The following is a 26,610-nucleotide window of genomic DNA, read 5'->3' as shown; positions in this document are numbered from 1 at the left end:
GGGTTGTTCACGTGTTAGCCATTGAACGGTTATCTCACAGTTTCCGCACAGGCCAAGAAGAAACTCCCGTTCTTCATGAGCTAAATTTCCGGGTAGAGCAAGGAGAAATGGTTGCTCTGCTCGGCAGCTCAGGCTCTGGGAAATCAACACTGCTAAATTTAATGGCAGGCCTAATGAAGCCTACCAGAGGTAGTATTTTAATCGCTGGACAGGCCATTGAGAAAATGAGCGAAAACCGCTTGGCGGAATTTCGGCGGACTCATATCGGATTTATCTTCCAATCTTATGAATTAATACCACATTTAACCGTTCGCGAGAATGTAGAATTGCCACTTGTATTCCAAAGTGTCGCAAGTCAAGAACGTAAACAACGAGCGATGGCTCTCTTACAGCAAGTCGGTATCGGGGATAAGTCAGATATGTTTCCGTCACAGTTATCTGGAGGACAACAACAACGTGTAAGTATTGCCCGCTCCTTGATTACGAAGCCAGCTATCGTCTTTGCTGATGAACCAACGGGCAATCTGGATACGAAGACGGAGAAAGAGATCATTGATCTGCTCATTGACTTGAACCAGAATGGCATTACGTTCGTTATTGTTACCCATGAACATGAAGTTGCACGCCGAACGCAGCGCATTTTGCAGCTTCGCGATGGTTATTTACTGGAAGGAAACGATCAGGAAGGTGAAGCCGGATGAAACTTAAGGATTACCTTCGTCTGGGCTGGGACCAACTGCAGCGACGCAAGGTTGTGACAGCACTTTGTACCGTAGGAATTGCCATTGGCTCGGCTTCCATTATGGTTGCTCTTGGCTTTGGCGAATCAATTCAACACTACAGTCAGAAACAAATGAGCTTCTATCTCAAAACAGACGAAATCACCATCGTTGACCAAAACAGCGATCCTAACAGTCCTTCTAAAGTTACGTCAAGTAAGCTCGATCTCATTCGTACTTTTCCGCATGTTAAATCGGTTGCTAGTTTTCAAGACTTAGGACAATTCAGATTCACTGTCGATGACGGTAAAGAAAGCTACCTGAACCTCAAAGCAACAGAATTGAGTACTTTAGAGGACTTCGACTCCAAGTTCCAACAAGGTGGGGCGAGTGATCAGGACAATAATATCGTTCTCAACTATGGGGCTACGCTTGGTGTCTTAGATGCAAAGACGCAGGAAGTACGTAATAAACTTATGCAGCAAAATCCTAGCAAGGAACAATCCGAAACCTACCGTCAAATGGGTGCTATTCCTTACCCCCTATATCAGAAGAAAATCTCCCTGAAATCGAATAATAATCAAGAACAACCAGGTAACCAATCAGAGACTAACACCATCCAACCTAGCGAGGTGACAGTTCGCGTCATTGGAGTACTTAAGAAACCCGATGGATTGCCAGACTCCATGTTGCAAGGGAACAAAGTTGCCTATGTATCCCCTGAAACAGGTCTCAAAATTCTACAAGCCCAAAATAAGTCCTCAACAAATAGACACGTTCAATATTCAGAAGTTAGAGTCAAAGTTGATAGTAGTATGAATGTGAAACAAGTAGATGAAATGATCAAAAAACTTCAACTCACAACGCAGACTAATCTATATCAAGAAGATCGCATGAAAGGCGAGTTTGCCATTGTTAGATTGCTGCTCACCGGTGTTGGCCTATTTGTTCTTTTCGTAGCTTCCATTTCCATCGTGGTCGCGATGACAATGTCCACTCATCAACGCCGGCGGCAGATCGGAATCATGAAAGTACTTGGCGCGAATTTGAAACAAATCCGCAATATGTTTATCGTGGAATCTTCACTTCTAGGCATGCTAGGTGGCTTTGTAGGTATTTTGCTCTCTTATTGGGTCATTTGGGGAATTAATTTGATCATTATCCGATTTGGTTCCAATCGAGGGGATCCCGTGGAAATCTTATTAATAAGCTTATGGATTCTTCCTGTCGGTATGTTTTTTGCGATTATGACAGGCGTTCTTTCGGGTTTATACCCCGCAGTTAAAGCTTCTCGAACTGATGCACTAACAGCAATTAAACGAGAATAGGAGATTGTTTAGCATGAGGAAAAAGAAAACATGGATGCTAATTCTAACCGCAGTCATTATCTGCGGCATTAGCAGCTTTCTATACATATCAAGCCATCCTAATCAAATGAAAACAAAAAATGCCGACGCAGGTGCTGCATTCAATGCCCTACAATTCAAAGTTACAAAAGAAGATCTGATTAACAGCATTGAAGTCAAAGGGAAGTCTTCTTATGAGAAAGAGACGCGCGTCTACGCACCCTTTAGTGGCGAAATAAAAACTTGGCACATAAAAGACGGGGCTCAAGTAACAAAGGGACAGCAGTTATTTGAACTTGATGCTACACCACTAAGAAGTGAAATTGCTGCCCTGCAAACTAGCTTGAAGAAACAAAAGCTGGAAGCCGATCTAGCCAATTTCAAAGCTGCTGGACCAGGGGGGGATAGTGGCAATGTAGCTGCAGGTGCTGTTAGTGAAGATGATGCCCGCCAGCGCTTTGCCGCGTCAGAAGGACGTAAAATTCAAGAGCAGTTGAATGCGGTCAATGATCAATCCATTCAATTGCAATTGGCTAAGAAACAAGAGAAAGTGGAGCTAGCTTCCTTCGTTGCGCCTGAGAATGGCATCTTCTTATTCGAAGACTCCTCCAAAATTCCTAAGTCTGTCGAGGAAAGCGTGCGTATTGGTAAAATCGTAGATTTAACGAAATTGCAGTTGGTTTGCACGGTTGGCGAATTTGATGTATTTCGCATTAAGCCAGACATGCTCGTACAAGTAAAAGTAGATGCACTGAAACAGAAAAAGCTTCAAGGTAAGGTTGAAAAGGTTTCCAAGTTTGCCAAGACTGGCACGGATCAAGGCACAAGTTCAGCTCAATTCGAGGTTACCATTTCTTTAGAACCAAATGAGCAGCTAATAGCCGGTCTCAGCCTCTCAGGAACGATAGAAACAGATAAAAAGCCTCAAACCTTAGTGGTACCCACTTTAGCCGTGCTGCATGAGAAAGAAGTCTACTACGTGATGCTGCAGACTGCTCAAGGCGTAGAACGTCGTGATATCGAGATTGGGATGGAAACCCCTGAGAAAACCGAAGTACTAAAAGGTCTGAATGAAGGCGATACGGTTGTGCTGCAATAACAACTGCTTTATAATAAGCATAAAGTCTTAGTACCAAGTAACAAAATATGCACAATTCAAGCAGCAAAGGCAGGTAGTTGTTTTTTATGAATTATGAAGATTTTAAGACGATTGTACTAGAGCGCCGCAGTGTTCGAAATTTTACAGAGCAAGAAGTTGCCACGGAAGATATTCGTGAAATTATTGACTGCGCCAGATATGCACCAAGCGATACGAATTCCCAGACATGGAAGTTTATTGCGATAAGAAATAGAGAGAAAATCAAACATATCGAACAATTGACCTGGGACCAACTCCATCTCCGTGCGGCGGCTGCCGAGGAAAAGGGACTTTCTAGAGAAGCCCGCTTGTTGGTGAAGTCATTCGGTCCCTATGCTACAGCATTCTCCGATGCTCCTGTTCTTATCATTTGCTTAGCAACGCCTTACGAATCGAAGTTCCGTGATCGTATTTTCGATCCGATTCAGCTTGTCGAAGACACTGTATGGGCCGAAGAAGGCATCAAGAGTTCCTGCTTAGCCTCTCAGAACCTGATGCTCGCCGCGCATGCCAGAGGCTTGGCAACATGCCCCATGACGGGCCCTGTGCTTCTGGCCCAAGATCAGATTCGAGCTTATCTGGACATTCCAGAAGAATGTCAGATTAATATGGTCATCTCCCTCGGTTATCCGAAGGATCGTCCAGGCAAACTGGCACGCAAAGAAGTCGATGATATTCTTCAAATCATCGACTAATATGATTGAATGATTGGAGCTGTCGCATTCGCGGACAGCTCCTTTTGCTTAGGCGCTTTGACCGTTGATAAATAAAGGGGCTGTCCCAAATAGGTTATAAAGAACGTATTCATAAGGACTTCCGCCAATAGTTGGAGGTCCATTTAAGTCATATCAGAATTTATATGTTTAGAGTTTAGGGTAAGCAATGCATACTCCTTTTTATTCGTGCGCTCCAGAATAAGCGCATTATCCGCGCTTATTCTGAACAGACGCGCGGGATGGTCTGCTGAGAAGTCGATTATCAGCTTCTCAGACTCTGTCAGCTCAGCGAGGACTCTCTGAAGCGCGGTTTTCGCGCTTATTGGTTCGTTCGCTCCAGAATAAGCGTGTTTTCCGCGCTTATTCTGAGCAGACGCGTAGGATGGTCTGCTGAGAAGTCGATTATCAGCTTCTCAGACTCTGTCAGCTCAGCGAGGACTCTCTGAAAGCGCGGTTTTCGCGCTTATTGGTTCGTTCGCTCCAGAATAAGCGCGTTATCCGCTCTTATTCTGAACAGACGCGCGGGATGGTCTGCTGAGAAGTCGATTATCAGCTTCTCAGACTCTGTCAGCTCAGCGAGGACTCTCTGAAAGCGAGGTTTTCGCGCTTATTGGTTCGTTCGCTCCAGAATAAGCGCGTTATCCGCTCTTATTCTGAACAGACGCGCGGGATGGTCTGCTGAGAAGTCGATTAACAGCTTCTCAGACTCTGTCAGCTCGGCGAGGACTCTCTGAAAGCACGGTTTTCGCGCGTATTGGTTCGTGCGCTTCTGAATAAGCGTGTTTTCCGCGCTTATTCAGAACGAACGCGCAAGACAGTCTACCGAAAAGTTGATTTCCGGCTTTTCAGACTCTGTCAACGAGCTTCGGCTCGTAGATCTCCATCCATGAAAAAACTGTCCCTCTAATTTAGTTATCACTTTGGGACAGCCCCTTTATTTACTTATATGTTTTCATAATTTAATTCCATTGCTTATTTCATGGCAAAATTTAATCTCTTTAAACATTATAACGTTATATTTACTTAGCTAATTTTCTATGCTATTGTAACATTATAACGTTATATTCTTTACATTATTAACACAATTCACTCCTATGTATGTGAGGAGCTATCTAGGCAATCTTAAATGTAAGCGTTAATAAATTGATTTTCAGAAAAAGGTGACAAGCATGCAAGAGAGATTCGTATTGCACAACGTAAATTACGTTAATGGAGAATGTCTCGATATTGTAATTGAAGATGGGAAGATCGCTGATTTGACCAGAGCTGGGAGTGGACATGGGCAGCATATTTTTGATTATTCGGGTGTTTATGTCTCGAGTGGCTGGATTGATCTACACACCCATGCCTTTCCTAATTTTGATCCCTACGGCGATGAAATCGATGAGATCGGAATCAAGCAAGGTGTAACCACCATTGTAGACGCTGGAAGTTGCGGAGCTGACCGAATTGCTGACTTAGTTGCAAGTAAGGAACGAGCTCTAACGAACTTGTTCGCTTTTTTAAACATTTCGCGCATTGGTTTAAAAAGAGTCGATGAATTATCCAACATGGCATGGATAGATCATGAAGAGGCTGTACAGGCCGTAAATCAATATAAAGATATCATTGTTGGATTAAAGGCAAGAATAAGCAAAAGTGTTGTTCGTGACTGCGGCATTGAACCTTTGCTCGCTGCTCGTGCCCTTTCTCATGAAACCTCTCTCCCCTTGATGGTTCACATCGGTTCTGGACCACCAAGTATCGAAGACATCCTCTCACTTTTAGAGAAAAAAGATATCATTACTCATTATCTGAACGGGAAAGCTAATAATCTTTTTGATGAGGATGAAAAACCGTTACAGGCGTTTACAAAAGCTATTGAAAGAGGCGTACATCTGGATGTTGGTCATGGCACTGCAAGCTTTTCCTTTAAGGTTGCGGAGGCAGCAAAACAACATCATATCGGTTTAGATACCATTAGTACTGACATCTACCGCGGGAACCGATTGAACGGCCCAGTATATAGTATGTCTCATGTACTCTCTAAATTTCTTTACTTAGGCTACTCCCTTGAAGAGGTCATTTCAGCGGTCACCACACATGCAGCACACTGGCTTGATAAGCCAGAGCTTGGTCGAATTCAAATTGGTGACGTTGCCAATCTAACCCTGTTTACGGTTCAAAATGAACCGACTACACTTGTCGATTCTGAAGGTGACAAGCGTCTAGCAGATCAAATCATACAAGCCAAAGGAGTGGTTGTGAATGGTTCTCTCATTAAATGCTAAATATGGTTTAAAGCGTGTAATCAATGCAAGTGGACGAATGAGCATTCTAGGTGTATCTGCTCCGACAGATACGGTCATGGAAGCCATGAAGCATGGCGGGCAAAATTACGTTGAGATTGCAGATCTCGTTGATAAAGCAGGCGACTATATCGCTAATATCCTAGGTTCCGAAGCTGCGGTTGTCGTCAATTCGGCATCAAGCGGCATCGCACTCTCTGTTGCAGCTATTGTAACTGAAGGCAATCGCCGCAAGAGTGAACGTCTGCATCAAGAGCTTATTGCTAAAAGTGAAATCATCATGCTCAAAGGTCATAATGTCCAGTACGGAGCCCCCGTTGAAACAATGATCTACTTGGGAGGCGGTAAGCTCGTTGAAGTTGGCTACGCCAATGAGGGTAAAGCTGAACATATCGAAGATGCGATTACTGAACATACAGCTGCTATTCTTTACGTGAAATCCCATCATGCCGTCCAAAAAAATATGATTTCTGTTGAAGAAGCCTGGGAGATTGCACAGCGTAATGGTGTTCCACTTATCGTTGATGCAGCTGCAGAAGAAGATGTTCAAAAGTATGTAAAATACTCAGATCTTGCCATCTATAGTGGCTCTAAAGCCATTGAAGGTCCTACTTCAGGGATTATTGGCGGGAAGCGAAGCTATATCGAGTGGGTAAAAGTTCAACTACACGGTATTGGGCGAAGTATGAAGGTTGGCAAAGAAACCACTTTCGGCTTACTTCAAGCGCTTGATGAATATGGCGTCAAAGAGGATAAAAGCGAACAAGAAAAAGCCACTTTACAAGTGTTAATACCTCTCAGCGAATTGAAAGGTGTAAAAGTAACCATTGTACAGGATGAAGCTGGTCGTGCAATTTTCCGCGCACGCGTTCAAATTGATCCTGAGCAAGCAGGCACTACGGCCAAGGAAGTTGTAACAGGGCTGCAGAGTGGTGAGATTGCTATCTACACACGCGATTATGGCGTGAGACAGGGCTATTTCGATATCGATCCACGTCCGCTTCAAGGCGATGATATTGAGGTAATCGCTGCTCAAATACGTAAATTAGTAGGAGGCAAATAACATGTCCAACATTGCAAAACGTTTCTATAAAGGCCGCGCGGCATTGAATGTATTGGCTAATAGTGTTGAAAATGCTAAAGAGATATTCGAAGCAGCGGAAGGTTACGTACTTGTAGGCGTTCTATCCAAAGACTACCCAACGGTTGAATTAGCTGTAGAAGCGATGAAAGAATACGGAAAAGCCATTGACGAAGCCGTATCGATCGGACTTGGAGCTGGCGATAATCGTCAAGCTGCGGTTGTCGCAGCCATTGCGAAGCACTATCCGGGCAGCCACATTAACCAAGTATTCCCTGCCGTAGGTGCAACGCGCGCCAATCTTGGCGACCAAGATAGCTGGATTAACAGTTTGGTGTCCCCTACTGGACGCGTTGGATATGTTAATATCTCAACAGGTCCAGTGAGCGCTGCGCAATCCGAGCTCGCAATTGTACCTGTGAAATCGGCCATCGCGCTTGTCCGCGATATGGGCGGCAATGCCTTGAAATATTTCCCGATGAATGGCTTAAGCTGTGAAGATGAATTGCGCGCTGTCGCGCAAGCGTGCGGAGAAGAAGGTTTTGCATTAGAACCAACTGGCGGCATCGACATGGATAATTTCGAAACCATTCTACGTATCGCCCTGGAAGCTAAGGTTCCACAAGTCATCCCACACGTGTACTCATCGATCATTGACAAAGATACTGGAAAGACGAGAGCCCAAGATGTCCGTGAATTACTGGGGATCATGAAGAAACTGGTTGATCATCATGGCTAAACGAATTGCTGCTTTTGGGGAAGTCATGATGCGCTTGCAGGTGCCGGGGTATGAACTCTTATCCCAAGCTAGCAGTTTGAATTATTCTTTCTCCGGTACAGGCGTGAACGTGAGCTCAGCGCTTGCGCGTTTAGGGCATACCGGGTACCTGATATCCAGATTGCCGGCTAACGCCGTGGGTGATGCTGCGGAATCGTATTTGCGAAAATTAGGTATCACACAATCGTTCATTGTTCGGGGCGGCAGCTACTTGGGCATGTATTTTTTAGAAAATGGATTCGGTGCGCGGCCCAGCCGCGTGACGTATTCTAATCGCCAGGAAAGCAGCTTCAACACAGCCCCTGAACATACTTATCCAATTACTGAAATCGCCAAAAATATTGATATCATCCATTTCTGCGGTATTACACTGGCTATGAATGATGGGGTACGTAAGCAAATGAAAGCCTTGGCTAGAGCGGTCAAAGCGCAAGGCGGCACCGTTGTATTCGATTGTAACTATCGTCTCGCCCATTGGGGCGAAGGCGGTTATGCAAAGGCTAAACCGCACTATGAGGAAATGCTAGAGCTGGCTGACATTGTCATGATGAACGAAAAAGACGCAATGTTTACTCTCGGCATGCATACCGATCAGATAGAAAGCCAAGAACAATTGATAGATCTGATTCCAGCCGTCGCACGACAATTTCAGATCTCTGTTATTGCAGGTACACACCGAAACATTAATGGTGACAACACGCATTCCTTGCGCGGATTTATCTATAAGAACCAAAGCTTCACCTTTTCTAAACTGCTCACGTTTTCTATCTATGATAGAATTGGTGCAGGAGATGCCTACACGAGCGGTATCGTACACGGAGAAATTCAGGGGTTTTCACCGGAGAAAACAGTCGGATTTGCAGCGGCTGCTGGCATGCTTGCACATACCATTGTAGGCGATACTCCGATGTCATCAGAAAGCGATATTCTTCGTGCGATGACGGAAGCAGTAGGCGATGTAGAAAGGTAGTGATTGGATTGGTGAATTTATCCCGCAATAAAAGACCTTTATATTTACAAATCATGAATATCCTGAAGGATCGCATCTTACACGGTGTGTATCCCTTAGGAACGAATATACCGTCAGAGCCACAATTAGAGCAGGAATTCGATGTCAGTAAGATCACCATTCGCAATGCCATCAAAGAACTTGCGCAAGAAGGATATTTGGAAAAGAGCAGCGGCAAAGGGACCAAGGTTATACGAAATGCTTCAACGTCCAAGCTTTCCAAATGGAAGCGTTTCACAGAAGTTCTAGTTGAAGAAGGCCATCAAATTCACAAGCAATTATTGCGAGCCGAAGTTGTAACGAATGAGGTAGGCACAGAACCTTATCAATTATTTGGGGAGCGCTGCTTGTTCATTGAGCGTCTTTATCACTTGAATGACACACCCTATATCCACTACTCCCACTATCTATCCATGCAAATGTCAAATATCGAACTCTCGGACTTGAATGATCAATCCTTGTATGAATTGCTTGAGGAGCACGGAATTGCCTTAGAAAAGTATCGAGATGAGTTTGCTGCTGCCACTGCTCCCTCTTATGTGGAAGAAATCTTGCATGTAAAAGAAGGAACCCCTCTATTGAAGAGATTACGTTATTCGTATGATGAACGTGGCGATCTGATCGAATTCAGTAAAGGTTATTACAGCACAGTAATGCACAACTATGTAGTCAATTACGACAGTTAAGAAACACGGAGAAAACGCAATTCCTTTTCTCGTCTACAGATTGATAACGCTTACTACACCATGGAGAAGAGGGATTATAGATGAATATGTATCTATTAATGGTTACATTGTTAGCGATTGTGATTGTCATTTTAGGCGTAGCCTGGTGGAAATGGCATGCGTTTATTAGCTTAACCGTTGCCAGTTTGTTCTTAGCGATTATGGCTGGTCTATCCATGGATAAAATTGTTGGTGCCTATGAAACCGGAGTTGGAAACGTTTTAGGCCATTTAGTTGGCATATTAGCGTTAGGTACGATTTTAGGAAAAATGATGTCAGATTCAGGCGCTGGCACACAAGTGGCCAATTTCTTCATACGGGTTTTTGGTGAAAAAAGATTGCCTTGGGCCATGCTGCTCTCCGGTTTTATTATAGGGATCCCTGTATTTTTTGACGTAGGGATTGTTATGCTGCTGCCTTTGGTCATCTCCATTCATAAATCAACAAAACAAAATATTTTATTAATAGGCCTGCCTGTCATCGCCGGATTATCCATTGTTCATGGTCTTGTGCCACCGCATCCTGGGGCTATGACAGCCATCGGTATCTACAAAGCTGATATCGGAAAAGTTCTTATCTACTCTCTCATCATTGCGATCCCAGCGGCGATCATTGCAGGTCCTTTGTTTGCTAAATGGGTGCATAAACGTGTGGTTCCCGAGAATGAGCCCGAACTGCTCAGTGCAAGCACAGAGCCTGAAAAACTGCCAGGAGCCGGCATTTCGTTTTTTATAATCTTATTGCCTGTATTATTGATGGTCTTGTCGGTTGTTGCACCTTATTTGTCACTTCCTATTGGATTTATGAAATTCCTAGTCTTTATTGGGAATTCGGTGATTGCGCTTCTAATCTCATGTTTTGCGGCCTTCTACTTCTTAGGCATCCGCCAAGGAATGAATAAAAATTATATCAGCAAGCTATCCCATGAATGTCTGTTACCTGTAGGTTCGATTATTTTGATTATCGGTGCTGGCGGAGGGTTTAAACAGATCCTTATCGCCAGTGGCGTCGGTACATCCATTGCTCAAATGGCGGAGAATATCTCCCTTTCTCCTATTGTTCTAGCTTTCATGGTTGCTGGATTAATCCGAGTCGCGACTGGTTCGGCAACAGTCGCATTAACGACAGCGGCTGGTATTGTTTCGCCAATTGTTGAGCATATGTCAGGCGTGAATTTGGAGCTGCTCGTTATCGCTACAGGCGCAGGGTCGCTCATGCTCTCCCACGTCAATGACGCCGGTTTCTGGATGGTCAAAGAATATCTCGGGTTAACGGTCAAAGAAACGTTTAAAACGTGGACGGTACTCGAAACACTGCTCTCGTTTATTGCCTTTGGAACCGTGCTCATCGTCGATATGTTCGTATAACATTTGGCTTCTCTTCAAAAATAAATAAGCCTGTACATCTCCTCCAGGGAAGTGTACAGGCTATTTTCAATAGCAAGCGGTCAAAGAAGAATCGCAAAAAAGACAGCCCCGAGTGGATACGGGCACTGTCTTTTGTTGTTTGTGCTATGACACTCTATTTATAAGTGGGAAGTCCCAGTTTCTTATAATTTGGTGACGTTAGCTGCTTGAGGACCACGGTTGCCTTGAGTAATATCAAACTCAACGGATTGGCCTTCTTCTAATGTTTTGAATCCTTCGCCCTGAATTGCGGAGAAGTGAACGAATACATCGTCGCCTCCATCAACAGAAATGAAACCGTAGCCTTTTTCTGCGTTAAACCATTTAACTGTACCCTTCAAATGAACAACCTCCTAAAAATATCGCCATCTATGACGAATAAGGAAATTATACCATTAGCAAGGTGATAAATCAACGAAAAAAACGGTGTGGATAAGCTAATATTTGTTGATGTACCAACGTTTTCCACTATGCAGAGGGGTGTTTAATTATGCATAAATATTGATGAGAATTCGGCAAAAAAGGCAGGCCCGCTTCCCTTTTTTGGACCAAATATCCTTCATTTGTGAGCTCATTTATTAATTCCGATAGCTTGCTATATTCGGATTGCCGAAAATTCAATAACGGATAAATACGCACTTCGCCACGAGGCTTACAGACACGAAGCAGTTCCTTAACGGCTGCCTGATGAAAAGCGTAGTCGAATTGTTCTTCATATAGAAAGAGAAAATGGCTGCATAAAACAAGGTCAAAGCTCTCTTCTGCAAATGGAAGTGAAGGAAGACAAGCAGCATGATACCTGGAAGCTGCATCTTTACTCGAAAAATCATTTACAAACTGCTTAAGGCCTTTGACGCGTCCGGCTTTGTGTTTGTCAACAGAACCATAATACGTCCAATCATACACATCTACTAACTTTTCCATTTTAGCTGCAACAAGCTCGATCTCTTGCAGACCATGCTCCGCGATTGCCTTAGCAGATTTCTCATACAAAGGATCAACCGCTTCTGAGAAGATACCTAGCTGCCGCGCTTCTGCCGTAAAGGAAGATGCACCGCCTGCAACATCTAAGACTCGCTTACCAATTAAATCTTCTGTCTGCAAAATAAACATTTTCTCATATTCTGCATATGATCTTGAGGTCATCGCAACCCCAACCTGCTCATAAACACGCTTTTGTTCCATGCTCATCTCTCCTCTGCTCAACTCTTAGCCTTGCCTAACTGCCTCATAACCCATTCCCTATGGAAAGGATTAGGAGGATTTTATCATGGGACCATGATTGGAGGCAACAACAAAATGACAGCTGCTTGTTTGGAAATCACCACTTTTTGTGGTACGATTGCATATATCTTTGAGCTCAATGCAGAAACGAGGAAAACAAGTGTCAAATCAACCTTTTAAGAAACACGTTATTTACAAAAAAGATAAATGGAACATGCTGAATGTCGAGGTACAAGGCAGTAAAATCGTACTAACGGAAATAACCGATCAATGGGGCGAAGAGTGCCACACCTTCATCGGACGACCAGCTATGCTGCACTGGGCTAACGAGCGGTTTGCTAAAGACAAGTTCCAAGGTACGGATGAAGAATGGCAAGCCATCATGGATGCTTTCAAAGAAGTTTAATTCTTTGGTCCAAATGCCTTGACTTTCACATCCACCCTTCTTATAATTAAGTTACAAGTTCATACGTTTTACTCCAAAGGGGAGTAGCTGATACAGTAAAGTCGTCAATTCGGATCCTCATCAGGTCCCGGCTTTATTGGCAACGACTATCGTTGTTAGCAAGACCTTTGCCATGTTTATTGGTGAAGGTCTTTTTTGATGAAATAGAGCCTTCACCGGACACCGGTGCTAGGCTCTATTTTTTTCAAAAATACGCTTAAGGGAGTGTTCGCTCATGGATTGGTTATCATCAGGTTTCTTCGTCTCACTACTCAGCATTATTCTCATTGATTTGGTACTTGCGGGGGATAACGCGATCGTTATCGGTATGGCTGCACGAAATTTGAAAAAAGAAACTCAAAAGAAAGTCATCCTTCTAGGTACGATTGGCGCAATCATCATTCGTGCTCTGGCAACAATGGTCGTCGTTACTCTTCTGAAAATCCCTGGTCTTCTACTGATCGGCGGTATTCTACTCCTTTGGATTTCGTATAAACTGCTTAGTGAAAAGAAAAATCACGATCACATTAAGGCCAAAGATGGCATCTGGGCAGCCATTCGAACGATTATTATTGCTGATGCCGTGATGGGTCTCGATAATGTCATCGCTGTAGCCGGTGCTGCTCATGGTAATTTCCTACTTGTCATTATCGGCCTTCTGGTTAGTGTACCTATCGTTGTTTGGGGCAGTACGTTGTTCATCAAATGGATTGAGAAGTATCCGTCGATCCTATATATCGGTGCAGGTGTTCTCGTATTAACAGCTGGTAAAATGATTACCGGCGAGAAGTTCCTTGCCCCTTATTTCAACTCAAATCCGCTTGGCAAATGGTTATTCATTGGTTTACTCATCGTAGTTGTGCTTGCAGCAGGCAAATGGTCGAAAATGATTGGCTACCAGGTCGAAGTTGGGGATAGCGGTCAGCTTACACTTCCTAAGGAATTAAGCGATGAAGCACAGATTGCTGCTGAAGATCGTTTTACCGTCAAAATGGATTCTCGCGGCAAGTTCATACTGGTCAAAGCGGAGGATGATGAAAACCCGGATGAAACGATGCCGCATGCCGGCTGAAAAAGGAATTTTCATTTGCACAGCGAAAGTTAGTATCATGCGTTAGTTAGCTAGTGTCATACTCTATAGGGATAAGGATGATTCAACAATGACCGATTCCGGATCTATCATCACATTTGTACTCGTATCCTTCTGCCTAGCCATCATTTTGATTATGAAAAAAGACAGCCTACCGGCACAAATGAAACGGTACCTAGCCTTGCTGGCGATTGTAATGGTCTCGATATCGTTTGTACTAATCTTAATTAGCTTCTTTGGAGCCGGAAAGTAAATTTACTTCCTTCCAGCTTTTTCATATAATCATAAATGAATGGGTTAACGGTCATACTAGGTGAAAACCATGTTATGGGATTTTATCAAGCACATCCCATGTGGGCATACGCCGGGAGCGTGACCGTAATGCGCTGGATCTATGTGACAGCGGCAATGGGACTTCTTCTAAGCTCGATCCCAGCTGCCGAATTACATGCCAAAGACAACCGATTACCCCAATCTCAAAACAAGGACAGGAGGGCTCCGATGACTCAAATATTGGATCGCAAGCAAGTACCGGCCGAGCACCGATGGAATCTAGAGGATTTATTTCCCAATCAGAAGGCTTGGGAACAGGAATTTCAGAATGTGAAAAACTCGCTTGGCAAAATCAGCGCCTTCCAAGGAAAACTAAGCGATCCCGCAACGGTAAAGCAGTGTTTCCAGTTGGAAGATGAAGTCTCTGTGAAAACAGAAAGACTGTATGTTTATGCCAACATGAAGCACCATGAAGATACAGCAGAACCAACCTACCAGGCCTTATCTGATAAAGCAAAAAAAATCAGTGTCGAAGTAGGAGAAGCGCTCTCCTTTGTTTCACCAGAAATTCTCAGTTTATCGGATGAAAAGCTTAAGCAGCTGGTGGAAGATCCTTCTTTATCTTTCTATAAGGACACACTCGAAGAAATGATTCGTCAGAAGCCGCATACGCTATCCAAGGAACAGGAAGCTTTACTTGCCCAAGCGGGTAATATGGCCGGAGCGCCAAGCACCATCTTCGGTATGCTGAACAATGCCGATTTGAAATTCTCAAAAATTAAGAACGAAAAAGGCGAAGAAGTTGAACTTACTCATGGAAGTTACATTCAATTCCTAGAGAGCCGCAACGCCGAAGTTCGAAAAAACGCCTTCCATGCTGTCTACGAAACTTATCGCAACAATAAGAATACAATTGGCGCAACGCTTAGCGCGAATATTAATAAGAATATTTTCTATGCCAAGGCTCGTCACTACCCTTCCGTTCTTGAATCCACCCTGTTTGGGGACAATATTAAGAAAGAAGTGTATACAAACTTAATTTCCACTATTCACGATTCTTTGCCGCAGCTGCAGCGTTATCTGAAACTCCGCAAGAAGTTGCTTAAAGTCGATGAATTACATATGTACGACCTTTTTGCCCCGCTGGTTGAAGAGTTCAAGATGGACATCACCTACCAGCAAGCCAAAGAAGAAATTATGAAAAGCTTAGCCCCATTAGGCGAAAACTACTTAAAAATTCTTCAAGACGGCTTCGATAACCATTGGATCGATGTCTATGAGAATAAAAATAAGCGGAACGGCGCTTATAGCTGGGGTGCCTATGGCACACATCCTTACGTGCTTCTGAATCATAAGGATAACTTGAACAGCATGTTCACATTGACACACGAAATGGGTCACGCTATTCATTCGTATTTGTCCGATGAGAACCAAGAGTACCGCTATGCGCAGTATACGATTTTCCTTGCGGAAGTCGCTTCTACGCTTAATGAGGCACTGCTCATGGACTATTTATTGAAACGCGTAACGGATCCGAAAGAAAAGCTTTACTTGCTTACTTACTACGCAGATCAGTTCAGAACAACGGTATTCCGTCAGACGATGTTTGCCGAGTTCGAAATGATTACACATGAGAAATCAGAAAATGGAGATTCCCTGACACCGCAGGAATTCAGCGAAATCTACTATGGCTTGAATAAGCTGTACCATGGGAATGCCATGGTCGTGGATCAAGATATCGAGATGGAATGGGCTCGAATTCCTCACTTCTACAACAGCTTCTATGTGTACAAATATGCAACTGGCTTCTCCGCAGCAACCAGCTTTGCGAAGCAAATTCTGGATGAAGGCCAGCCTGCCGTAGACCGTTACTTAGGCTTCTTAAAAAGCGGCGGCAGTGACTACTCTCTGAACATCTTGAAAAAGGCTGGCGTAGACATGTCCACACCGGAACCAATCAAGCAAGCGATGAGTGTCTTCAGCTCCCTACTTGATCAAATGGAAGAGTTAACGAAGTAATTGTTCTGATAAAGGTTGAGGGCGTGCGCCTTCAACCTTTTCTCAAAATATAAGAATTTATAAGTTTCACATGATAAGTCGGCTATATTTCTAGATAAACGCATCCGTCCATGAAGGACGGCGAAGCCGATTATTTGGGGTGAAAGGATGAATGATGGATGAAGATGCAATGGATTCTCATATCTGCTTTAGTATTCGCCCTCATAACGGCTGTCTTTGCCGTCATTAACGTCGAACCGGTTCAAGTAAATTTCATGTTTGCTCAGACATCCACACCCTTGATCCTTGTCATATTAACATCCACCTTGTTAGGCGGTCTGATTGTCGGCCTCTTCGGAATGGTACGTCAGTACAAGCTGCAGCGTAAAGTTCGGCATTTGGAAAAGCAGCTGCAGGATGCCTTATTCCCTCCAGCTCCCCCGCAACCGGCGCATGATAAAGACCAATCTGAACCAAGTGGTTCAACGGTTCATTAAGCATACAAAAACAACCCTGCTGCACAGATTGCAGTAGGGTTGCTTTATAGTTATTTTAAAATATCAAAACACTTAATGCTAAGCACAAAACGCCTCCGACTAGCGAGGATACTGCATTGACCATATCATTTGTCATCCATCTCATACCGTGAATCTGTGCGGCTTTCTGGCCACAATGAAACTGTTTCTCGATGGTCTTCCCACAAACGTTACACCGATACATGACTTGAAACGTTGCCCCGAGCCAAGAATCAGCCAAAGAACCAATCAGACCAGAAACAGCCCCCAGTATGATTAACGCTGCAAATGCCCCTACCTCATACTCTAACTCAATCATCTGACTGAACCATCCACTTACCAAACCAATGAATGCTCCTCCCAGCAATGAAGCCAGCAATCCTAATCCTGTTACACCACCCGATGTGCCAGCCGGAACACGCTTGCCGTTAATAATTGAACGCGGTGTAGATACACTCATCCCACCGATTTCCGTAGCCCAAGTGTCTGCATTGACCGTTGCCATTACCCCAACAAATACAATCCACCAAGCTGGATCGGGCCAAACCGCATTCCCTATACATAGCAATAAACCAAGACCGCCATTTGCAGCAACCTGTCCGGCATCGCGTCTTCCACCTTTGGCATAACCGCTTTCTACTGCGGATTTACGTTGATGCTTGAGTTTAGATAATAAGGTAGAAGATACGAAGAAGGCGATAAGTGTCCCAAACCAAGCTAAGTTTCCCAGTGCAAACATCGACGTACCGAGCAGCACAGCAGCAGCCAAACCCGATAAGGATAAGGATCCCTTCCAATAGGCCGCACCTGCGATGATCAAGCTTCCCGTTAAACCCCAAATCCACTCCACATGCAGCACTCCTATTCTTCTTCCATGCCCTTTATAAACCGTTCAAAACTCTCTCTTATTGTATCATAGTCGTATTCGAGGCCAAACGTTTACACTCCTTTTGTTGAGATCGACAAATCCATCTAAATTTTCGGTTAACTCGACAGGATGTAACCAATTCCTATGAAATTTATGATAAACTAAGTGCGGTGAATGTTAGGAGGCTGACATGGAGAACGAACAATTCGATATAACTTCCCAGTTAAAAAGAGACCTGGATCCTCAGGAGATGCTGCGCGTCATTTTTGACTATGCAGCCAAAATTGCGAACGAACGAATCCTAGACAATGTACTTATGCTGATGGCCGATATGGGACGAGAAATGATTGTCTCTGATCGATGTACAGTTTGGTTGCTTGATACGAACAAAAATGAGTTATGGTCCAAAGTAGCTCATGGTCTCGACGAAATTCGCATTCCCAGTACGGCTGGTCTTGTCGGCTATGCTGTAACCAATGATAAAGCCGTATTTATTCATGACGCTTATTCGAATGAAGAGTATAAGTCCTATCTCATGAATGGAGCTCTTCGAACGGATCAACAAACGGGTTACCGAACCAAAGCACTCTTGGTAATTCCGTTCCGAAACAGCCAAGGTGAAATTATGGGTGCTTACCAAGCCATTAATAAGCTGACGGCAAGTGAACAATTTTCAGATAAAGACTTGGAATATTTAACGTTAGCTTCCTCCTACGCGGGTAAATCATTAGAATCTGCTTTGCTTACGAACGAGATCGAGGAAACGCAGAAAGAAATTATTTTTAGAATGGGGGAAATTGGTGAGAGCAGGTCCAAGGAGACAGGTAATCATGTGAAGCGTGTAGCAGAATATTCTTATCTCCTAGCCTTAGGATTAGGTATGAGTAAAGAAGAAGCTGAATTGTTGAAAATGGCTTCGCCCATGCATGATATCGGTAAGGTGGCTATCCCTGATAGTGTCTTAAACAAACCCGGGAAATTAACCGATGAAGAATTCAAATTGATGCAGAACCATACACGTATTGGTTATAACTTGCTCAAGAACTCTAATCGCCATATTCTGAAGACGGCTGCTGTTGTCGCTTATGAGCATCATGAAAAATGGAACGGGCGCGGATACCCACGCGGAATCAAGGGCGAGGACATTCACATCTATGGCCGAATTACAGCGATAGCTGACGTATTCGATGCACTCGGCAGTGAGCGTGTTTACAAAAAAGCGTGGGAGCTCGATCGGATCTTGACGTTGTTTAAAGAAGAACGGGGCGAGCATTTTGACCCCAAAGTGGTTGATACATTTTTCCAACAATTGTCGGCCATCCTTCGAGTTCGTGATCAATATTCGGATGCTGCTTTAGAGGATTCAACAGAAGTTTAATCAAGGAAAAATAAAGGGCAGATCTCTCAGGTCATAAATGACCTTAAGAGACTGCCCTTTGATCTGTTAAATGTTAATCGTAACAGCTCCGAATACTTCTTCGCCCCATAACAGTTCCAAGCGATCACCATGATGCACAGGACCTACTCCTTCAGGAGTACCTGTGTAGATGATATCACCAGCACCTAAACCATAATGCTTTGCAATGTAATCAATAATGGTTTGTAGATCGAAGATCATATTGCTGATATTGCCGTTCTGCACAACCTGTCCATTCTGGCGAAGCTGGAAATTTGCTTCTGTCAGCTTTGAAGCTCCTGGGAATGGTCGGAATGTACTGATCGGTGCCGACTTGAGAAAGCCTTTGGCAGGCAGCCATGGCTGACCCTTCTTCTTAATGACGTTCTGAACATCCCGAAGCGTGAAGTCAATGCCAAGTGCATATTTGTCGACAATCTCATCCACTTGGATGCCTTCTGTGTAAGGCTTAGCGATATGTAGGACAAGCTCGGCTTCATAGTGAATCTCACCTTGATCACCGGGAAGCGTCAACTCTCCCCCATCTATTGGGGCGAGTGCATGTGTCGGCTTGGTAAAAATCATCGGTTGATCCGGAACATCATTCCCCAGTTCGGCGGCATGTGCCCGGTAGTTGCGACCTACGCAGTAAATATTGCGAATAGCTTCTGTCATGTTGATTGCTCCTCATCTTATTTCTTGCTAACATTTCCTTGCGCGTCCACTTGAGCGCCTATCGAGATTTTACTCAAACGCTGAAAGAGCTTTGCACCATCTTCCATACTCATCGGAGTCGGCAGTGCTGCTTTGGTCAAAATAGGCACAAGGTGGATATCGCATTGTTTATCCTTAGAGCACGTAGCTTCTAAAATAACCGTCTCCCAAGTTTTCGGGGTATCATTCGTTGTGAAAATGAAATTGCCTAAACTATAAGCAATCCATTTGCCTTTGTATTGCTCGAAGCCTTGTAAAACATGTGGATGACCGCCTACGATAAGATCAGCGCCGGCATCGATGTAGCGATGAGCCAGGTCTTTCTGATTCTTATCTGGATTATCGCTTCTTTCCACTCCCCAATGGGTAACGACAACAACAAGATCGGCGCTTTCTTTTGCTTTCTGAATGGCTTCGACCGGCAGCGTGTAGTTATACGTTTCAGCTACACCTGGATGGCCAGGAGCTGCTTTCCACGAAGCCTCCGGAACGACACGGCTGAAGCCGAAGAAGGCAATCTTCACACCCGCTTTTTCCACGATGACTGGTCGGTAAGCTTCTTCCAAATCTTTACCCGCTCCAACTCGCTTAACGCCCTCTTGATCAAGGGCCTCCATCGTGTCCAGCAAACCTTCTGTCCCATAATCCATCACATGGTTATTCGCTAGATTAACGAGATCAATTCCAGAAGCTTTCAGGGCAGGTAACGCCATCGGTGAAGAACGATAGACGTAATCCTTATTTTGAACTGTACCTCTAGTCGTTATGGGTGTTTCTAGATTAGCAATCGTATAATCGGGCTTGCTCAGAAAGTCTTTTACATTGGTATAAGGGTAATCATAGCCTTTTTGTTTTAAAATATCTTCCACTTTGGAGGCCATCAACACATCACCCACAAAAGTTAACTTCACTTGCCCGCCACTGCTCGTGGGCTCACTCGATGCGATAGGAGGAGGAGCCGGGATAACGGCTTTTGCCGTAGACTCTGGGCTAGGCTTTGCGCTTGGCTCCGCACTAGCTATGCTCGCTGTATTCGTTGGTTTGGTTGGAACAGGCGAAACACTAGCCACTGGTGTGGATGCTGAATCTTGCTCTTCTGCTGATTTACTGTTCGATGTCCAATAGGAAGCGCCTATGCCAATAGCGAAACAGGCTGCTGCGGCAAGCGTGAGTCCCCCAATTACTTTGAGCGGGGTCTTCTTGTTCGTAGAGCGTTCTTTTTTCGGTTTACGGTGACGATCTTGTCTGGATTCCAATCAAAACATTCCCCTTTCCCCCTACAAATTATAGCAGAAGAAACCCTCGTTGGGTAATAGTAAGACACTCTCATTTTCAGATTCATAATCCTTGTGGTATAACTGAAGCATAATTAAGTTCATTTGAGTTTATCGGAGAAAGGGAACGAAAACGTTGGAGAAAATCGCAATCATATCGGATATTCATGGTAATTTACCCGCACTGGAAGCTGTGCTTTTAGATATTGAACGCCGAGGAATTAAACGCATTATATGTTTAGGCGACCTTGTAGGTAAAGGGCCAGATTCCGCTGCTGTCGTTGACCGTATCAAGGAGGTATGTGAATCCGTTGTTCAAGGAAACTGGGATTTGGGGATTACCCTCCCGCAGGAGCAGCCTGCCGGATTGTGGCATCAGCAGCAGCTTGGTGAGGATAGGCTCGCCTATTTGGAACAGCTGCCTTTCTCCGTTGATTTGAACGTAAGCGGCAAATTGTTCCGACTGTTCCACGCTTCTGCGAAAAGTGTTTATTATAGAGTGAAACGTAAAGCATCCAAGGAAGAACGTCTCGCAATGTTTCAAAATACGGAGATGACCGGTGCGTCGACGAATGGGAAGCAGCCTGATATTGTCGGTTACGGAGACATTCATATTCCCTATCTCATAACGATCAAAAACCCATCGGAGAAACGCCCTTTGAAGCACACGAGCAGCGGTCTGATGCTCTTCAATGTTGGTAGTGTGGGAACGCCTTATGACGGCATTCCGCAAGCCTGCTACTGCGTTTTGGAAGGGGAAACCGAAGGAAATGTGCAAGCTGGGTTTGCGATTCAATTCGTACGTGTTCCTTATGATATTGAATATGCTGTTCGCTTGGCTTACGCTGCGCAAATGCCGGAAAGTCAACGATATGAACTAGAGATTACTACAGGTTTGGTTCATAAATGAAGAGTGAGAAATAATCATGGGAATTCCTTCCACAATATGGTAATATAGGCGTATCATTGAAAGTGAGGATGCCATCCATGAGGCTGAACTGGCGTAAAATTGTTTTGATCGTCGTATGTGCAGAGTTATTATTTATCTATTGGAACGGCATCAGTGCTATTTCTTTCAAGAAGCAAGAAGTCACTCACCCGAGTACCACATCACAACCAGTGCCTCCGTTAACGCAAATAAAACCAATTACTCCTGGTAAATTAAGCGAGTCTGACTTCTATATTCCAGATCAAAAAGCATCTTAAAGTCACCCCGAACCACAAGTTCTTATATGTCAATGAAAAACGCTCTAAGCTATTGCTAGCTTAGAGCGTTTTTTACGTAAACAAAGTTGTAGAAACTATAGCCCATCTACCCTCACGAAAGCTGAATGACTCTAAAATCGAATTTTAGAGTAATGCCTACCAGTTGTGAGGAGTCATAATGAATCAATCGACAGTCTCTGTGTTACTTCACTCGTGCTAAAGCCAAGCCATCATAAGCGGGCAGGATGGTGCTTTCCAAACGCGGATCAGTGGCGATTAGCTGGTTGAAAGTACGCATCGCTTGAACGGATGCTTTGGTTTGGTTCGCGTCAACGACTTTTCCTCGCATCAGCGTGTTGTCCCCAGCAATAATGGCGCCTGGATTCGCCAATTTGATTGCAAGCTCCAAATAATTCGGATAATTCACCTTGTCCGCATCGATAAAAAAGAAATCAAATCGCTCTCCCTGCTCAAGAAGATCATTCAGGTGAACGAGTGCTTCGCCAATCCGGTACTCAACGAGCTCACCAAGTCCAGCTTCGGTCAGATTTTGCTTGGCTACATCTGCAAATTCTTGTTTTAATTCGAGCGAAATCAGCTTGCCGCCCTCTTTCAACCCTCTCGCCAAACAAATCCCGCTATAACCGCCTAAAGCACCTATTTCCAATACCTTCGTTGCGCCAATCATCGTGACCAGCATAGTAAGCAATCGGCCGTATCCAGGTGCAATCGATATTTCGGGCATATTATGGGTGCGAATGACTTCCTTAACTCGCTCTAGTACTGTATCTTCTTCGTATAAACCCTCCATATAGCTCTCGGCTGTTATGGTTTCCATGTTTTATCCTCCTTAGAAAAGCATCAAAGCATCTACTTTGCGTGTTTCGTTTGTAAGTGTAACCTATTTGTCCTATACTTGTTAATTGTATGAGTTTTATGAGCGATGCACAACCCGGATGGAAGGAATTTAAACATGCCACAACAAATTGAATTAATCGCAACTTGCCCAATGGGACTTGAGGCCATCGTTGCTCGCGAAATCCGTGATCTTGGCTACAACGAGGTGACTGTCGAGAATGGGCGTGTCCGTTTTCTTGGCGACGAGCTGGCCATCTGCCGCACCAACCTTTGGCTCAGAACCGCCGATCGCATCTTGGTAAACATGGGCCAATTTAAGGCCGTGACTTTCGATGAGCTTTTCGAAGGCACCAAAGCGCTTGCTTGGCCGGACTGGATTCCGAACGATGCCGAATTCCCTGTGGAAGGGCGTTCCCATAAGTCACAATTATCTAGCGTTCCCGCTTGCCAAGGAATCGTGAAGAAAGCCGTCGTGGAGAAGCTGAAGCTTCGCTACGGAACAGAGTGGTTCCCTGAGAACGGGGCACGCTACGTGATCGAAGTCGCACTCCTGAACGATATTGCAACGCTAACGATAGACACGACCGGCGCCAGCCTGCACAAGCGCGGCTACCGTAAGCTCGTGACCGAAGCTCCGCTTAAGGAGACCATGGCGGCTGCAATGATCCTCCTCAGCCGTTGGAAGGTCGACAGACCGCTCTACGACCCGTTCTGCGGGTCTGGAACGATCCCGATCGAGGCAGCTATGATCGGATGGAACATCGCGCCAGGACTGCGGCGTAGCTTCCCTAGCGAGGCGTGGGGTAATATCCCACGTAAGCTGTGGGACAAGGCTCGCGACGAGGCCTTCGACGCGGTTAAAGATGATGTTCCGCTGAACATCATCGGCAGTGACATCGATCCCTCTGCCATCGAAGTGGCTGAGGCTGCCGCGAAGGCCGCTGGCTTGACGAAGCAGTTCAAGCTGCTCGTGGAACCAGTGGCTAAGGCCCGACCTCGCGGCGACTACGGCTGCTTGATCACCAACCCACCCTATGGAGAGCGGCTTGGTGAAGCGCAGGATGTAGAGGTGGCGCTGCGCCAGCTCGGTGCACTCACAGCTCCCATGCCTTCATGGAGCATGTTCATCTTAAGCCCGAGCACACAGCTCGAGCACTATATGAATCGCCGCGCGGATAAGAAGCGCAAACTATTTAATGGACGAATCGAGTGTAACCTGTTCCAGTATCTTGGACCATTGCCCCCGCGCAGACAAACGGACAAGTGAAATAAAAATCCCTCATGGCTCATCCGACCGAACTGCATGCATGCAGCGGTCAGACCAAGCTAGTGAGGGATTTTATTTAATAAACAAAAACCAAATCAATAATGCCCATATGGGAATGGACACAAGAATGCTCCATAGGCAGCCTTTGGCAAACCGCAGCTTCGGCTCCTGTTCTGTCCTTTCTTCGCGATCATTTCGCATGTTCCACCAACTCCAAGGGCAGCCCATCCGGATCTGCAAAAAAAGTATATTGATCACCAGTAATAGGATCAATCCGCACCGGTTCTACCGCAATCCCCTTGCTCTCAAGTTCTTTAACGCTTTGTTCCATATTCGGCACGACAAAAGCCAAATGCCTAAGACCCCTTGCCTCAGGCTGGTTAACTCGCAGCGGAGGGTTCGGAAATGAAAACAACTCGATCTGCTGCTCGCTCTTCCCGATGCGCAGATCCAACTTATAGGAGTCACGTTCTGCACGATACGTCTCGTGTATGACCGTTAATCCAAGTAAATCGACATAGAAGTGTTTCGATCGCTCATAATTGGAGCTAATGATCGCCACATGATGAATTTGTTCTAACTCCACTCCATTCCCCCCTGTCCCCATTTATTGAAAAACCGCATTCCGGGAACTCCCATCCTGAGGTCCGTTTCACTTATTTTATCCGTCTGTTCTCATCGTTTCAACAATTTTCTTCAAAACTTCCTCAGCTTGCACATATTCAACTTGGCAAGTACCAGCTGCATGATGACCGCCTCCACCATTTTGGAGCATCAAGTTACCAATATTCGTTTTCGACGAGCGATTCACAATACTGTGACCACAAGCAAAGACGCAGTTTTGTTTATTTCGGCCATCGACGATCCAAATCGAGATATTTTGCTCCGGATAAAGGGCATACACCATGAAACGGTTCCCTGGATAGATGGTTTCCACATCACGAAGGTCGGTAATAATAACATTCCCTTCCGTCCGCGTATAGGTTTGAAGCATATCACGATATAAAGCATCTAATTCAAAATATCGCGCCACACGCTCTTTCACATCCGGCAATTCCATAATCTCATGAACGGACATCGTTGCACAGTGCTCCACAAGATCTTCCATCAATTGATAATTACTAATCCGATAGTCGCGATAACGTCCTAACCCCGTTCGAGCATCCATGATAAAAGATAATAAATCCCATCCGCTTGGATTCAAAATATCTTCTTTGCTGAACTGTGCAGAATCCGCTTTATCCACCCCACGCATAATATCATCGATATCGCCGAAGGTCTCACGCCCTCCATAGTAATCATAAACAACACGTGCCGCACTTGGCGCGATTAGGGTTTCCCCTTTGAATTCAACCTTTTCGCCCATCCGCTCAAGTTCACTGGAATGATGATCGAACCACAAACCACAACCCGCTACATAAGGGACATTGGCCAAAATGTCGTTTTCCGAAACCTCAACCAAACCGTCCTGCATATCTTTGGGATGGACGAATTTCATTTCATCCACCATGTTTAACTTTTTGAAAAGCATCGCGCATACTAAGCCATCAAAATCCGAACGTGTGATCAATCTCATGCTATGTATCCCCCTAATAATAGTTCCAAAGCACTACTAAAACCTACGACATTCATTATATCAGCTCGTGTCAATTTGTGACAATCATTTTGTCTTTGTAAATCCCTTTCAGCTGGAAATAAAAAAAACGGTACGCCTATATAGGCTGTACCGTTCTTAATTTGGAAGATAAACATTGATAAAGTCTTGTCAAAAATGCTTCAATTTGCGACATCGGCGGCATTTTTACAGAAAGCTTAACCTCGCCCTTCCAGTAGAAAATCAAGATGCTATTGTTTCTCCCATGAAACATTTCAACATCCCAACAAGCTTCATTTAACGCGTATACTTCCCGATTAATCATGAGCTTTGGTCCATCCGAGGAAGGCACCAAACGGGCAACATGATTACCACATAGCGAAGTCACTTTTTGTTCTTCTTGTAGTATTCCTTCTGATTGCATGCTGCTGGATCCTCCTTTTATTTTCACATTAATTTGTTATGACAGAGAAAAACCCCACCATAGTGAACCGATCGGAGGGGTTCTGATGTTGATACCCAATCGTTCGGCGGCTGGCTGGCTGCGAGTCCGGTTTGCAGGACAAGGAAGCCCCTTTAGCTTTGCGTCACTGGCTTTCGCCAGTTTTGCCTTTGTCGAGATGTCTTGCTACATATCTGGAGAGCAAAGAGTAATAAATATGTACACTCTCAAGGATACGGG

Annotated in this window: 28 protein-coding genes, 1 pseudogene and 1 riboswitch; of the genes and pseudogenes, 19 read left to right on the top strand and 10 right to left on the bottom strand. The window is 44.7% G+C overall.

The features are described 5' to 3' along the window. Positions 1–11: 11 nt before the first annotated feature. The 10 genes from AC58UU_RS01750 to AC58UU_RS01705 all read left to right on the top strand — a co-directional run bounded on the left by AC58UU_RS01750 (position 12) and on the right by AC58UU_RS01705 (position 11,167). Entirely contained in the window at positions 12–701 is a 690-nt protein-coding gene (locus AC58UU_RS01750; protein ID WP_497312407.1) for an ABC transporter ATP-binding protein, read from the top strand. Beyond that, on the top strand, positions 698–2,047 hold the full coding sequence (locus AC58UU_RS01745; protein ID WP_497312405.1) for an ABC transporter permease: 1,350 nt from the start codon (positions 698–700) through the stop codon (positions 2,045–2,047). The genes AC58UU_RS01750 and AC58UU_RS01745 overlap by 4 nt, the downstream gene beginning before the upstream one ends. 13 nt (positions 2,048–2,060) lie before the next feature. Beyond that, entirely contained in the window at positions 2,061–3,164 is a 1,104-nt protein-coding gene (locus AC58UU_RS01740; protein ID WP_497312403.1) for an efflux RND transporter periplasmic adaptor subunit, read from the top strand. Positions 3,165–3,250: 86 nt separating this feature from the next. Then, positions 3,251–3,898 carry a nitroreductase family protein gene (locus tag AC58UU_RS01735; RefSeq protein ID WP_171640280.1) on the top strand — a complete coding sequence of 216 codons (648 nt, stop codon included), beginning with the start codon at positions 3,251–3,253 and terminating at the stop codon, positions 3,896–3,898. A 1,190-nt stretch (positions 3,899–5,088) separates the two neighbouring features. Then, entirely contained in the window at positions 5,089–6,189 is a 1,101-nt protein-coding gene (locus AC58UU_RS01730) for an amidohydrolase/deacetylase family metallohydrolase (RefSeq protein ID WP_497312401.1), read from the top strand. After that, the gene (locus AC58UU_RS01725; RefSeq protein WP_497312399.1) at positions 6,167–7,270 is read left to right on the top strand and encodes a DgaE family pyridoxal phosphate-dependent ammonia lyase; all 1,104 of its coding nucleotides are present in this window, start codon (positions 6,167–6,169) and stop codon (positions 7,268–7,270) included. Before AC58UU_RS01730 ends, AC58UU_RS01725 begins: the two co-directional genes overlap by 23 nt. A gap of 1 nt (position 7,271) precedes the next feature. Further along, positions 7,272–8,027: a 2-dehydro-3-deoxy-phosphogluconate aldolase gene (gene dagF, locus AC58UU_RS01720; protein WP_497312397.1), complete on the top strand. Its 756-nt coding sequence runs from the start codon at positions 7,272–7,274 to the stop codon at positions 8,025–8,027. After that, positions 8,020–9,036, top strand: a complete 1,017-nt coding sequence (locus tag AC58UU_RS01715; RefSeq protein WP_497312395.1) for a sugar kinase — start codon at positions 8,020–8,022, stop codon at positions 9,034–9,036. Before dagF ends, AC58UU_RS01715 begins: the two co-directional genes overlap by 8 nt. Before the next feature lie 11 nt (positions 9,037–9,047). After that, positions 9,048–9,761, top strand: a complete 714-nt coding sequence (locus AC58UU_RS01710) for a GntR family transcriptional regulator (protein ID WP_497313126.1) — start codon at positions 9,048–9,050, stop codon at positions 9,759–9,761. An 80-nt stretch (positions 9,762–9,841) separates the two neighbouring features. Beyond that, positions 9,842–11,167: a GntP family permease gene (locus AC58UU_RS01705; protein WP_171640270.1), complete on the top strand. Its 1,326-nt coding sequence runs from the start codon at positions 9,842–9,844 to the stop codon at positions 11,165–11,167. 182 nt (positions 11,168–11,349) lie between these two features. On the opposite strand, the gene AC58UU_RS01700 is transcribed toward AC58UU_RS01705, so the two are convergent. Both AC58UU_RS01700 and AC58UU_RS01695 read right to left on the bottom strand, forming a co-directional pair. Next, positions 11,350–11,547 (bottom strand): cold shock domain-containing protein, encoded by a 198-nt coding sequence (locus AC58UU_RS01700; protein ID WP_028556542.1) that lies wholly within the window; start codon positions 11,545–11,547, stop codon positions 11,350–11,352. Positions 11,548–11,674: 127 nt separating this feature from the next. Then, entirely contained in the window at positions 11,675–12,391 is a 717-nt protein-coding gene (locus tag AC58UU_RS01695) for a class I SAM-dependent methyltransferase (RefSeq protein WP_497312393.1), read from the bottom strand. A 253-nt stretch (positions 12,392–12,644) separates the two neighbouring features. On the opposite strand from AC58UU_RS01695, the gene AC58UU_RS01690 reads away from it, so the two are divergent. The 5 genes and pseudogenes from AC58UU_RS01690 (at position 12,645) to AC58UU_RS01670 (ending at position 16,733) form a co-directional block, all read left to right on the top strand. Then, positions 12,645–12,836 (top strand): hypothetical protein, encoded by a 192-nt coding sequence (locus AC58UU_RS01690; protein WP_246358362.1) that lies wholly within the window; start codon positions 12,645–12,647, stop codon positions 12,834–12,836. Between the two features lie 274 nt (positions 12,837–13,110). Beyond that, positions 13,111–13,752: pseudogene (locus AC58UU_RS01685) on the top strand (TerC family protein); the annotation flags it as partial. Between the two features lie 283 nt (positions 13,753–14,035). Beyond that, entirely contained in the window at positions 14,036–14,218 is a 183-nt protein-coding gene (locus AC58UU_RS01680) for a hypothetical protein (protein WP_171640262.1), read from the top strand. Between the two features lie 248 nt (positions 14,219–14,466). Next, positions 14,467–16,257 (top strand): oligoendopeptidase F, encoded by a 1,791-nt coding sequence (gene pepF, locus AC58UU_RS01675; RefSeq protein ID WP_497313124.1) that lies wholly within the window; start codon positions 14,467–14,469, stop codon positions 16,255–16,257. A gap of 158 nt (positions 16,258–16,415) precedes the next feature. Continuing rightward, positions 16,416–16,733 carry a LapA family protein gene (locus AC58UU_RS01670; protein ID WP_497312391.1) on the top strand — a complete coding sequence of 106 codons (318 nt, stop codon included), beginning with the start codon at positions 16,416–16,418 and terminating at the stop codon, positions 16,731–16,733. A 55-nt stretch (positions 16,734–16,788) separates the two neighbouring features. Here the strand turns inward: AC58UU_RS01670 and AC58UU_RS01665 are convergent, their stop codons facing one another. Further along, complete coding sequence (locus tag AC58UU_RS01665; RefSeq protein ID WP_497312389.1) at positions 16,789–17,601, bottom strand: DUF92 domain-containing protein; 813 nt, start codon at positions 17,599–17,601, stop codon at positions 16,789–16,791. 208 nt (positions 17,602–17,809) lie between these two features. Between AC58UU_RS01665 and AC58UU_RS01660 the strand changes: the two genes are divergently transcribed. Then, positions 17,810–18,997, top strand: coding sequence for an HD domain-containing phosphohydrolase (locus AC58UU_RS01660; RefSeq protein ID WP_497312387.1), 1,188 nt, complete (start codon positions 17,810–17,812; stop codon positions 18,995–18,997). 66 nt (positions 18,998–19,063) lie between these two features. Here the strand turns inward: AC58UU_RS01660 and AC58UU_RS01655 are convergent, their stop codons facing one another. Beyond that, complete coding sequence (locus tag AC58UU_RS01655) at positions 19,064–19,690, bottom strand: fumarylacetoacetate hydrolase family protein (RefSeq protein WP_497312385.1); 627 nt, start codon at positions 19,688–19,690, stop codon at positions 19,064–19,066. Between the two features lie 17 nt (positions 19,691–19,707). After that, positions 19,708–20,985 (bottom strand): CapA family protein, encoded by a 1,278-nt coding sequence (locus AC58UU_RS01650; RefSeq protein WP_497312383.1) that lies wholly within the window; start codon positions 20,983–20,985, stop codon positions 19,708–19,710. Positions 20,986–21,139: 154 nt separating this feature from the next. On the opposite strand from AC58UU_RS01650, the gene AC58UU_RS01645 reads away from it, so the two are divergent. Continuing rightward, on the top strand, positions 21,140–21,913 hold the full coding sequence (locus tag AC58UU_RS01645; protein WP_497312381.1) for a metallophosphoesterase family protein: 774 nt from the start codon (positions 21,140–21,142) through the stop codon (positions 21,911–21,913). A 77-nt stretch (positions 21,914–21,990) separates the two neighbouring features. Further along, positions 21,991–22,209, top strand: coding sequence for a hypothetical protein (locus AC58UU_RS01640; protein WP_171640252.1), 219 nt, complete (start codon positions 21,991–21,993; stop codon positions 22,207–22,209). Between the two features lie 202 nt (positions 22,210–22,411). On the opposite strand, the gene AC58UU_RS01635 is transcribed toward AC58UU_RS01640, so the two are convergent. Further along, complete coding sequence (locus AC58UU_RS01635; protein ID WP_497312379.1) at positions 22,412–23,047, bottom strand: O-methyltransferase; 636 nt, start codon at positions 23,045–23,047, stop codon at positions 22,412–22,414. 135 nt (positions 23,048–23,182) lie between these two features. Here AC58UU_RS01635 and AC58UU_RS01630 point away from each other — a divergent pair, with 135 nt between their 5' ends. Continuing rightward, positions 23,183–24,334: a THUMP domain-containing class I SAM-dependent RNA methyltransferase gene (locus AC58UU_RS01630; RefSeq protein ID WP_171690070.1), complete on the top strand. Its 1,152-nt coding sequence runs from the start codon at positions 23,183–23,185 to the stop codon at positions 24,332–24,334. Between the two features lie 72 nt (positions 24,335–24,406). Here the strand turns inward: AC58UU_RS01630 and AC58UU_RS01625 are convergent, their stop codons facing one another. The 4 genes from AC58UU_RS01625 to AC58UU_RS01610 all read right to left on the bottom strand — a co-directional run bounded on the left by AC58UU_RS01625 (position 24,407) and on the right by AC58UU_RS01610 (position 26,352). Continuing rightward, positions 24,407–24,535 carry a hypothetical protein gene (locus AC58UU_RS01625; RefSeq protein WP_497312377.1) on the bottom strand — a complete coding sequence of 43 codons (129 nt, stop codon included), beginning with the start codon at positions 24,533–24,535 and terminating at the stop codon, positions 24,407–24,409. Then, complete coding sequence (gloA2, locus tag AC58UU_RS01620) at positions 24,525–24,920, bottom strand: SMU1112c/YaeR family gloxylase I-like metalloprotein (RefSeq protein WP_497312375.1); 396 nt, start codon at positions 24,918–24,920, stop codon at positions 24,525–24,527. The genes AC58UU_RS01625 and gloA2 overlap by 11 nt, the downstream gene beginning before the upstream one ends. Positions 24,921–24,995: 75 nt before the next feature. Beyond that, positions 24,996–25,910, bottom strand: a complete 915-nt coding sequence (locus tag AC58UU_RS01615) for an exopolyphosphatase (RefSeq protein WP_497312373.1) — start codon at positions 25,908–25,910, stop codon at positions 24,996–24,998. A gap of 136 nt (positions 25,911–26,046) precedes the next feature. Continuing rightward, positions 26,047–26,352 carry a hypothetical protein gene (locus tag AC58UU_RS01610; protein WP_497312371.1) on the bottom strand — a complete coding sequence of 102 codons (306 nt, stop codon included), beginning with the start codon at positions 26,350–26,352 and terminating at the stop codon, positions 26,047–26,049. Between the two features lie 102 nt (positions 26,353–26,454). After that, a riboswitch (cyclic di-GMP riboswitch) is annotated at positions 26,455–26,549 on the bottom strand. Between the last annotated feature and the right edge of the window lie 61 nt (positions 26,550–26,610).

The organism is Paenibacillus sp. JT22N1 (assembly GCF_059692155.1).
The sequence above is the reverse complement of the archived record's forward strand: the minus strand, read 5'-3'. Positions and strand labels throughout refer to the sequence as shown.

What these genes read in the sequence shown, in the direction of transcription:
- AC58UU_RS01745 (WP_497312405.1), top strand. Translation starts at nt 698, where the DNA reads ATGAAACTTAAGGATTACCTTCGTCTGGGCTGGGACCAACTGCAGCGA.
- AC58UU_RS01740 (WP_497312403.1), top strand. Translation starts at nt 2,061, where the DNA reads ATGAGGAAAAAGAAAACATGGATGCTAATTCTAACCGCAGTCATTATC.
- AC58UU_RS01735 (WP_171640280.1), top strand. Translation starts at nt 3,251, where the DNA reads ATGAATTATGAAGATTTTAAGACGATTGTACTAGAGCGCCGCAGTGTT.
- AC58UU_RS01730 (WP_497312401.1), top strand. Translation starts at nt 5,089, where the DNA reads ATGCAAGAGAGATTCGTATTGCACAACGTAAATTACGTTAATGGAGAA.
- AC58UU_RS01725 (WP_497312399.1), top strand. Translation starts at nt 6,167, where the DNA reads ATGGTTCTCTCATTAAATGCTAAATATGGTTTAAAGCGTGTAATCAAT.
- dagF (WP_497312397.1), top strand. Translation starts at nt 7,272, where the DNA reads ATGTCCAACATTGCAAAACGTTTCTATAAAGGCCGCGCGGCATTGAAT.
- AC58UU_RS01715 (WP_497312395.1), top strand. Translation starts at nt 8,020, where the DNA reads ATGGCTAAACGAATTGCTGCTTTTGGGGAAGTCATGATGCGCTTGCAG.
- AC58UU_RS01705 (WP_171640270.1), top strand. Translation starts at nt 9,842, where the DNA reads ATGAATATGTATCTATTAATGGTTACATTGTTAGCGATTGTGATTGTC.
- AC58UU_RS01695 (WP_497312393.1), bottom strand. Translation starts at nt 12,391, where the DNA reads ATGGAACAAAAGCGTGTTTATGAGCAGGTTGGGGTTGCGATGACCTCA.
- AC58UU_RS01690 (WP_246358362.1), top strand. Translation starts at nt 12,645, where the DNA reads ATGCTGAATGTCGAGGTACAAGGCAGTAAAATCGTACTAACGGAAATA.
- AC58UU_RS01680 (WP_171640262.1), top strand. Translation starts at nt 14,036, where the DNA reads ATGACCGATTCCGGATCTATCATCACATTTGTACTCGTATCCTTCTGC.
- pepF (WP_497313124.1), top strand. Translation starts at nt 14,467, where the DNA reads ATGACTCAAATATTGGATCGCAAGCAAGTACCGGCCGAGCACCGATGG.
- AC58UU_RS01670 (WP_497312391.1), top strand. Translation starts at nt 16,416, where the DNA reads ATGAAGATGCAATGGATTCTCATATCTGCTTTAGTATTCGCCCTCATA.
- AC58UU_RS01660 (WP_497312387.1), top strand. Translation starts at nt 17,810, where the DNA reads ATGGAGAACGAACAATTCGATATAACTTCCCAGTTAAAAAGAGACCTG.
- AC58UU_RS01655 (WP_497312385.1), bottom strand. Translation starts at nt 19,690, where the DNA reads ATGACAGAAGCTATTCGCAATATTTACTGCGTAGGTCGCAACTACCGG.
- AC58UU_RS01640 (WP_171640252.1), top strand. Translation starts at nt 21,991, where the DNA reads ATGAGGCTGAACTGGCGTAAAATTGTTTTGATCGTCGTATGTGCAGAG.
- AC58UU_RS01635 (WP_497312379.1), bottom strand. Translation starts at nt 23,047, where the DNA reads ATGGAAACCATAACAGCCGAGAGCTATATGGAGGGTTTATACGAAGAA.
- AC58UU_RS01630 (WP_171690070.1), top strand. Translation starts at nt 23,183, where the DNA reads ATGCCACAACAAATTGAATTAATCGCAACTTGCCCAATGGGACTTGAG.
- AC58UU_RS01625 (WP_497312377.1), bottom strand. Translation starts at nt 24,535, where the DNA reads ATGCGAAATGATCGCGAAGAAAGGACAGAACAGGAGCCGAAGCTGCGG.
- AC58UU_RS01615 (WP_497312373.1), bottom strand. Translation starts at nt 25,910, where the DNA reads ATGAGATTGATCACACGTTCGGATTTTGATGGCTTAGTATGCGCGATG.
- AC58UU_RS01610 (WP_497312371.1), bottom strand. Translation starts at nt 26,352, where the DNA reads ATGCAATCAGAAGGAATACTACAAGAAGAACAAAAAGTGACTTCGCTA.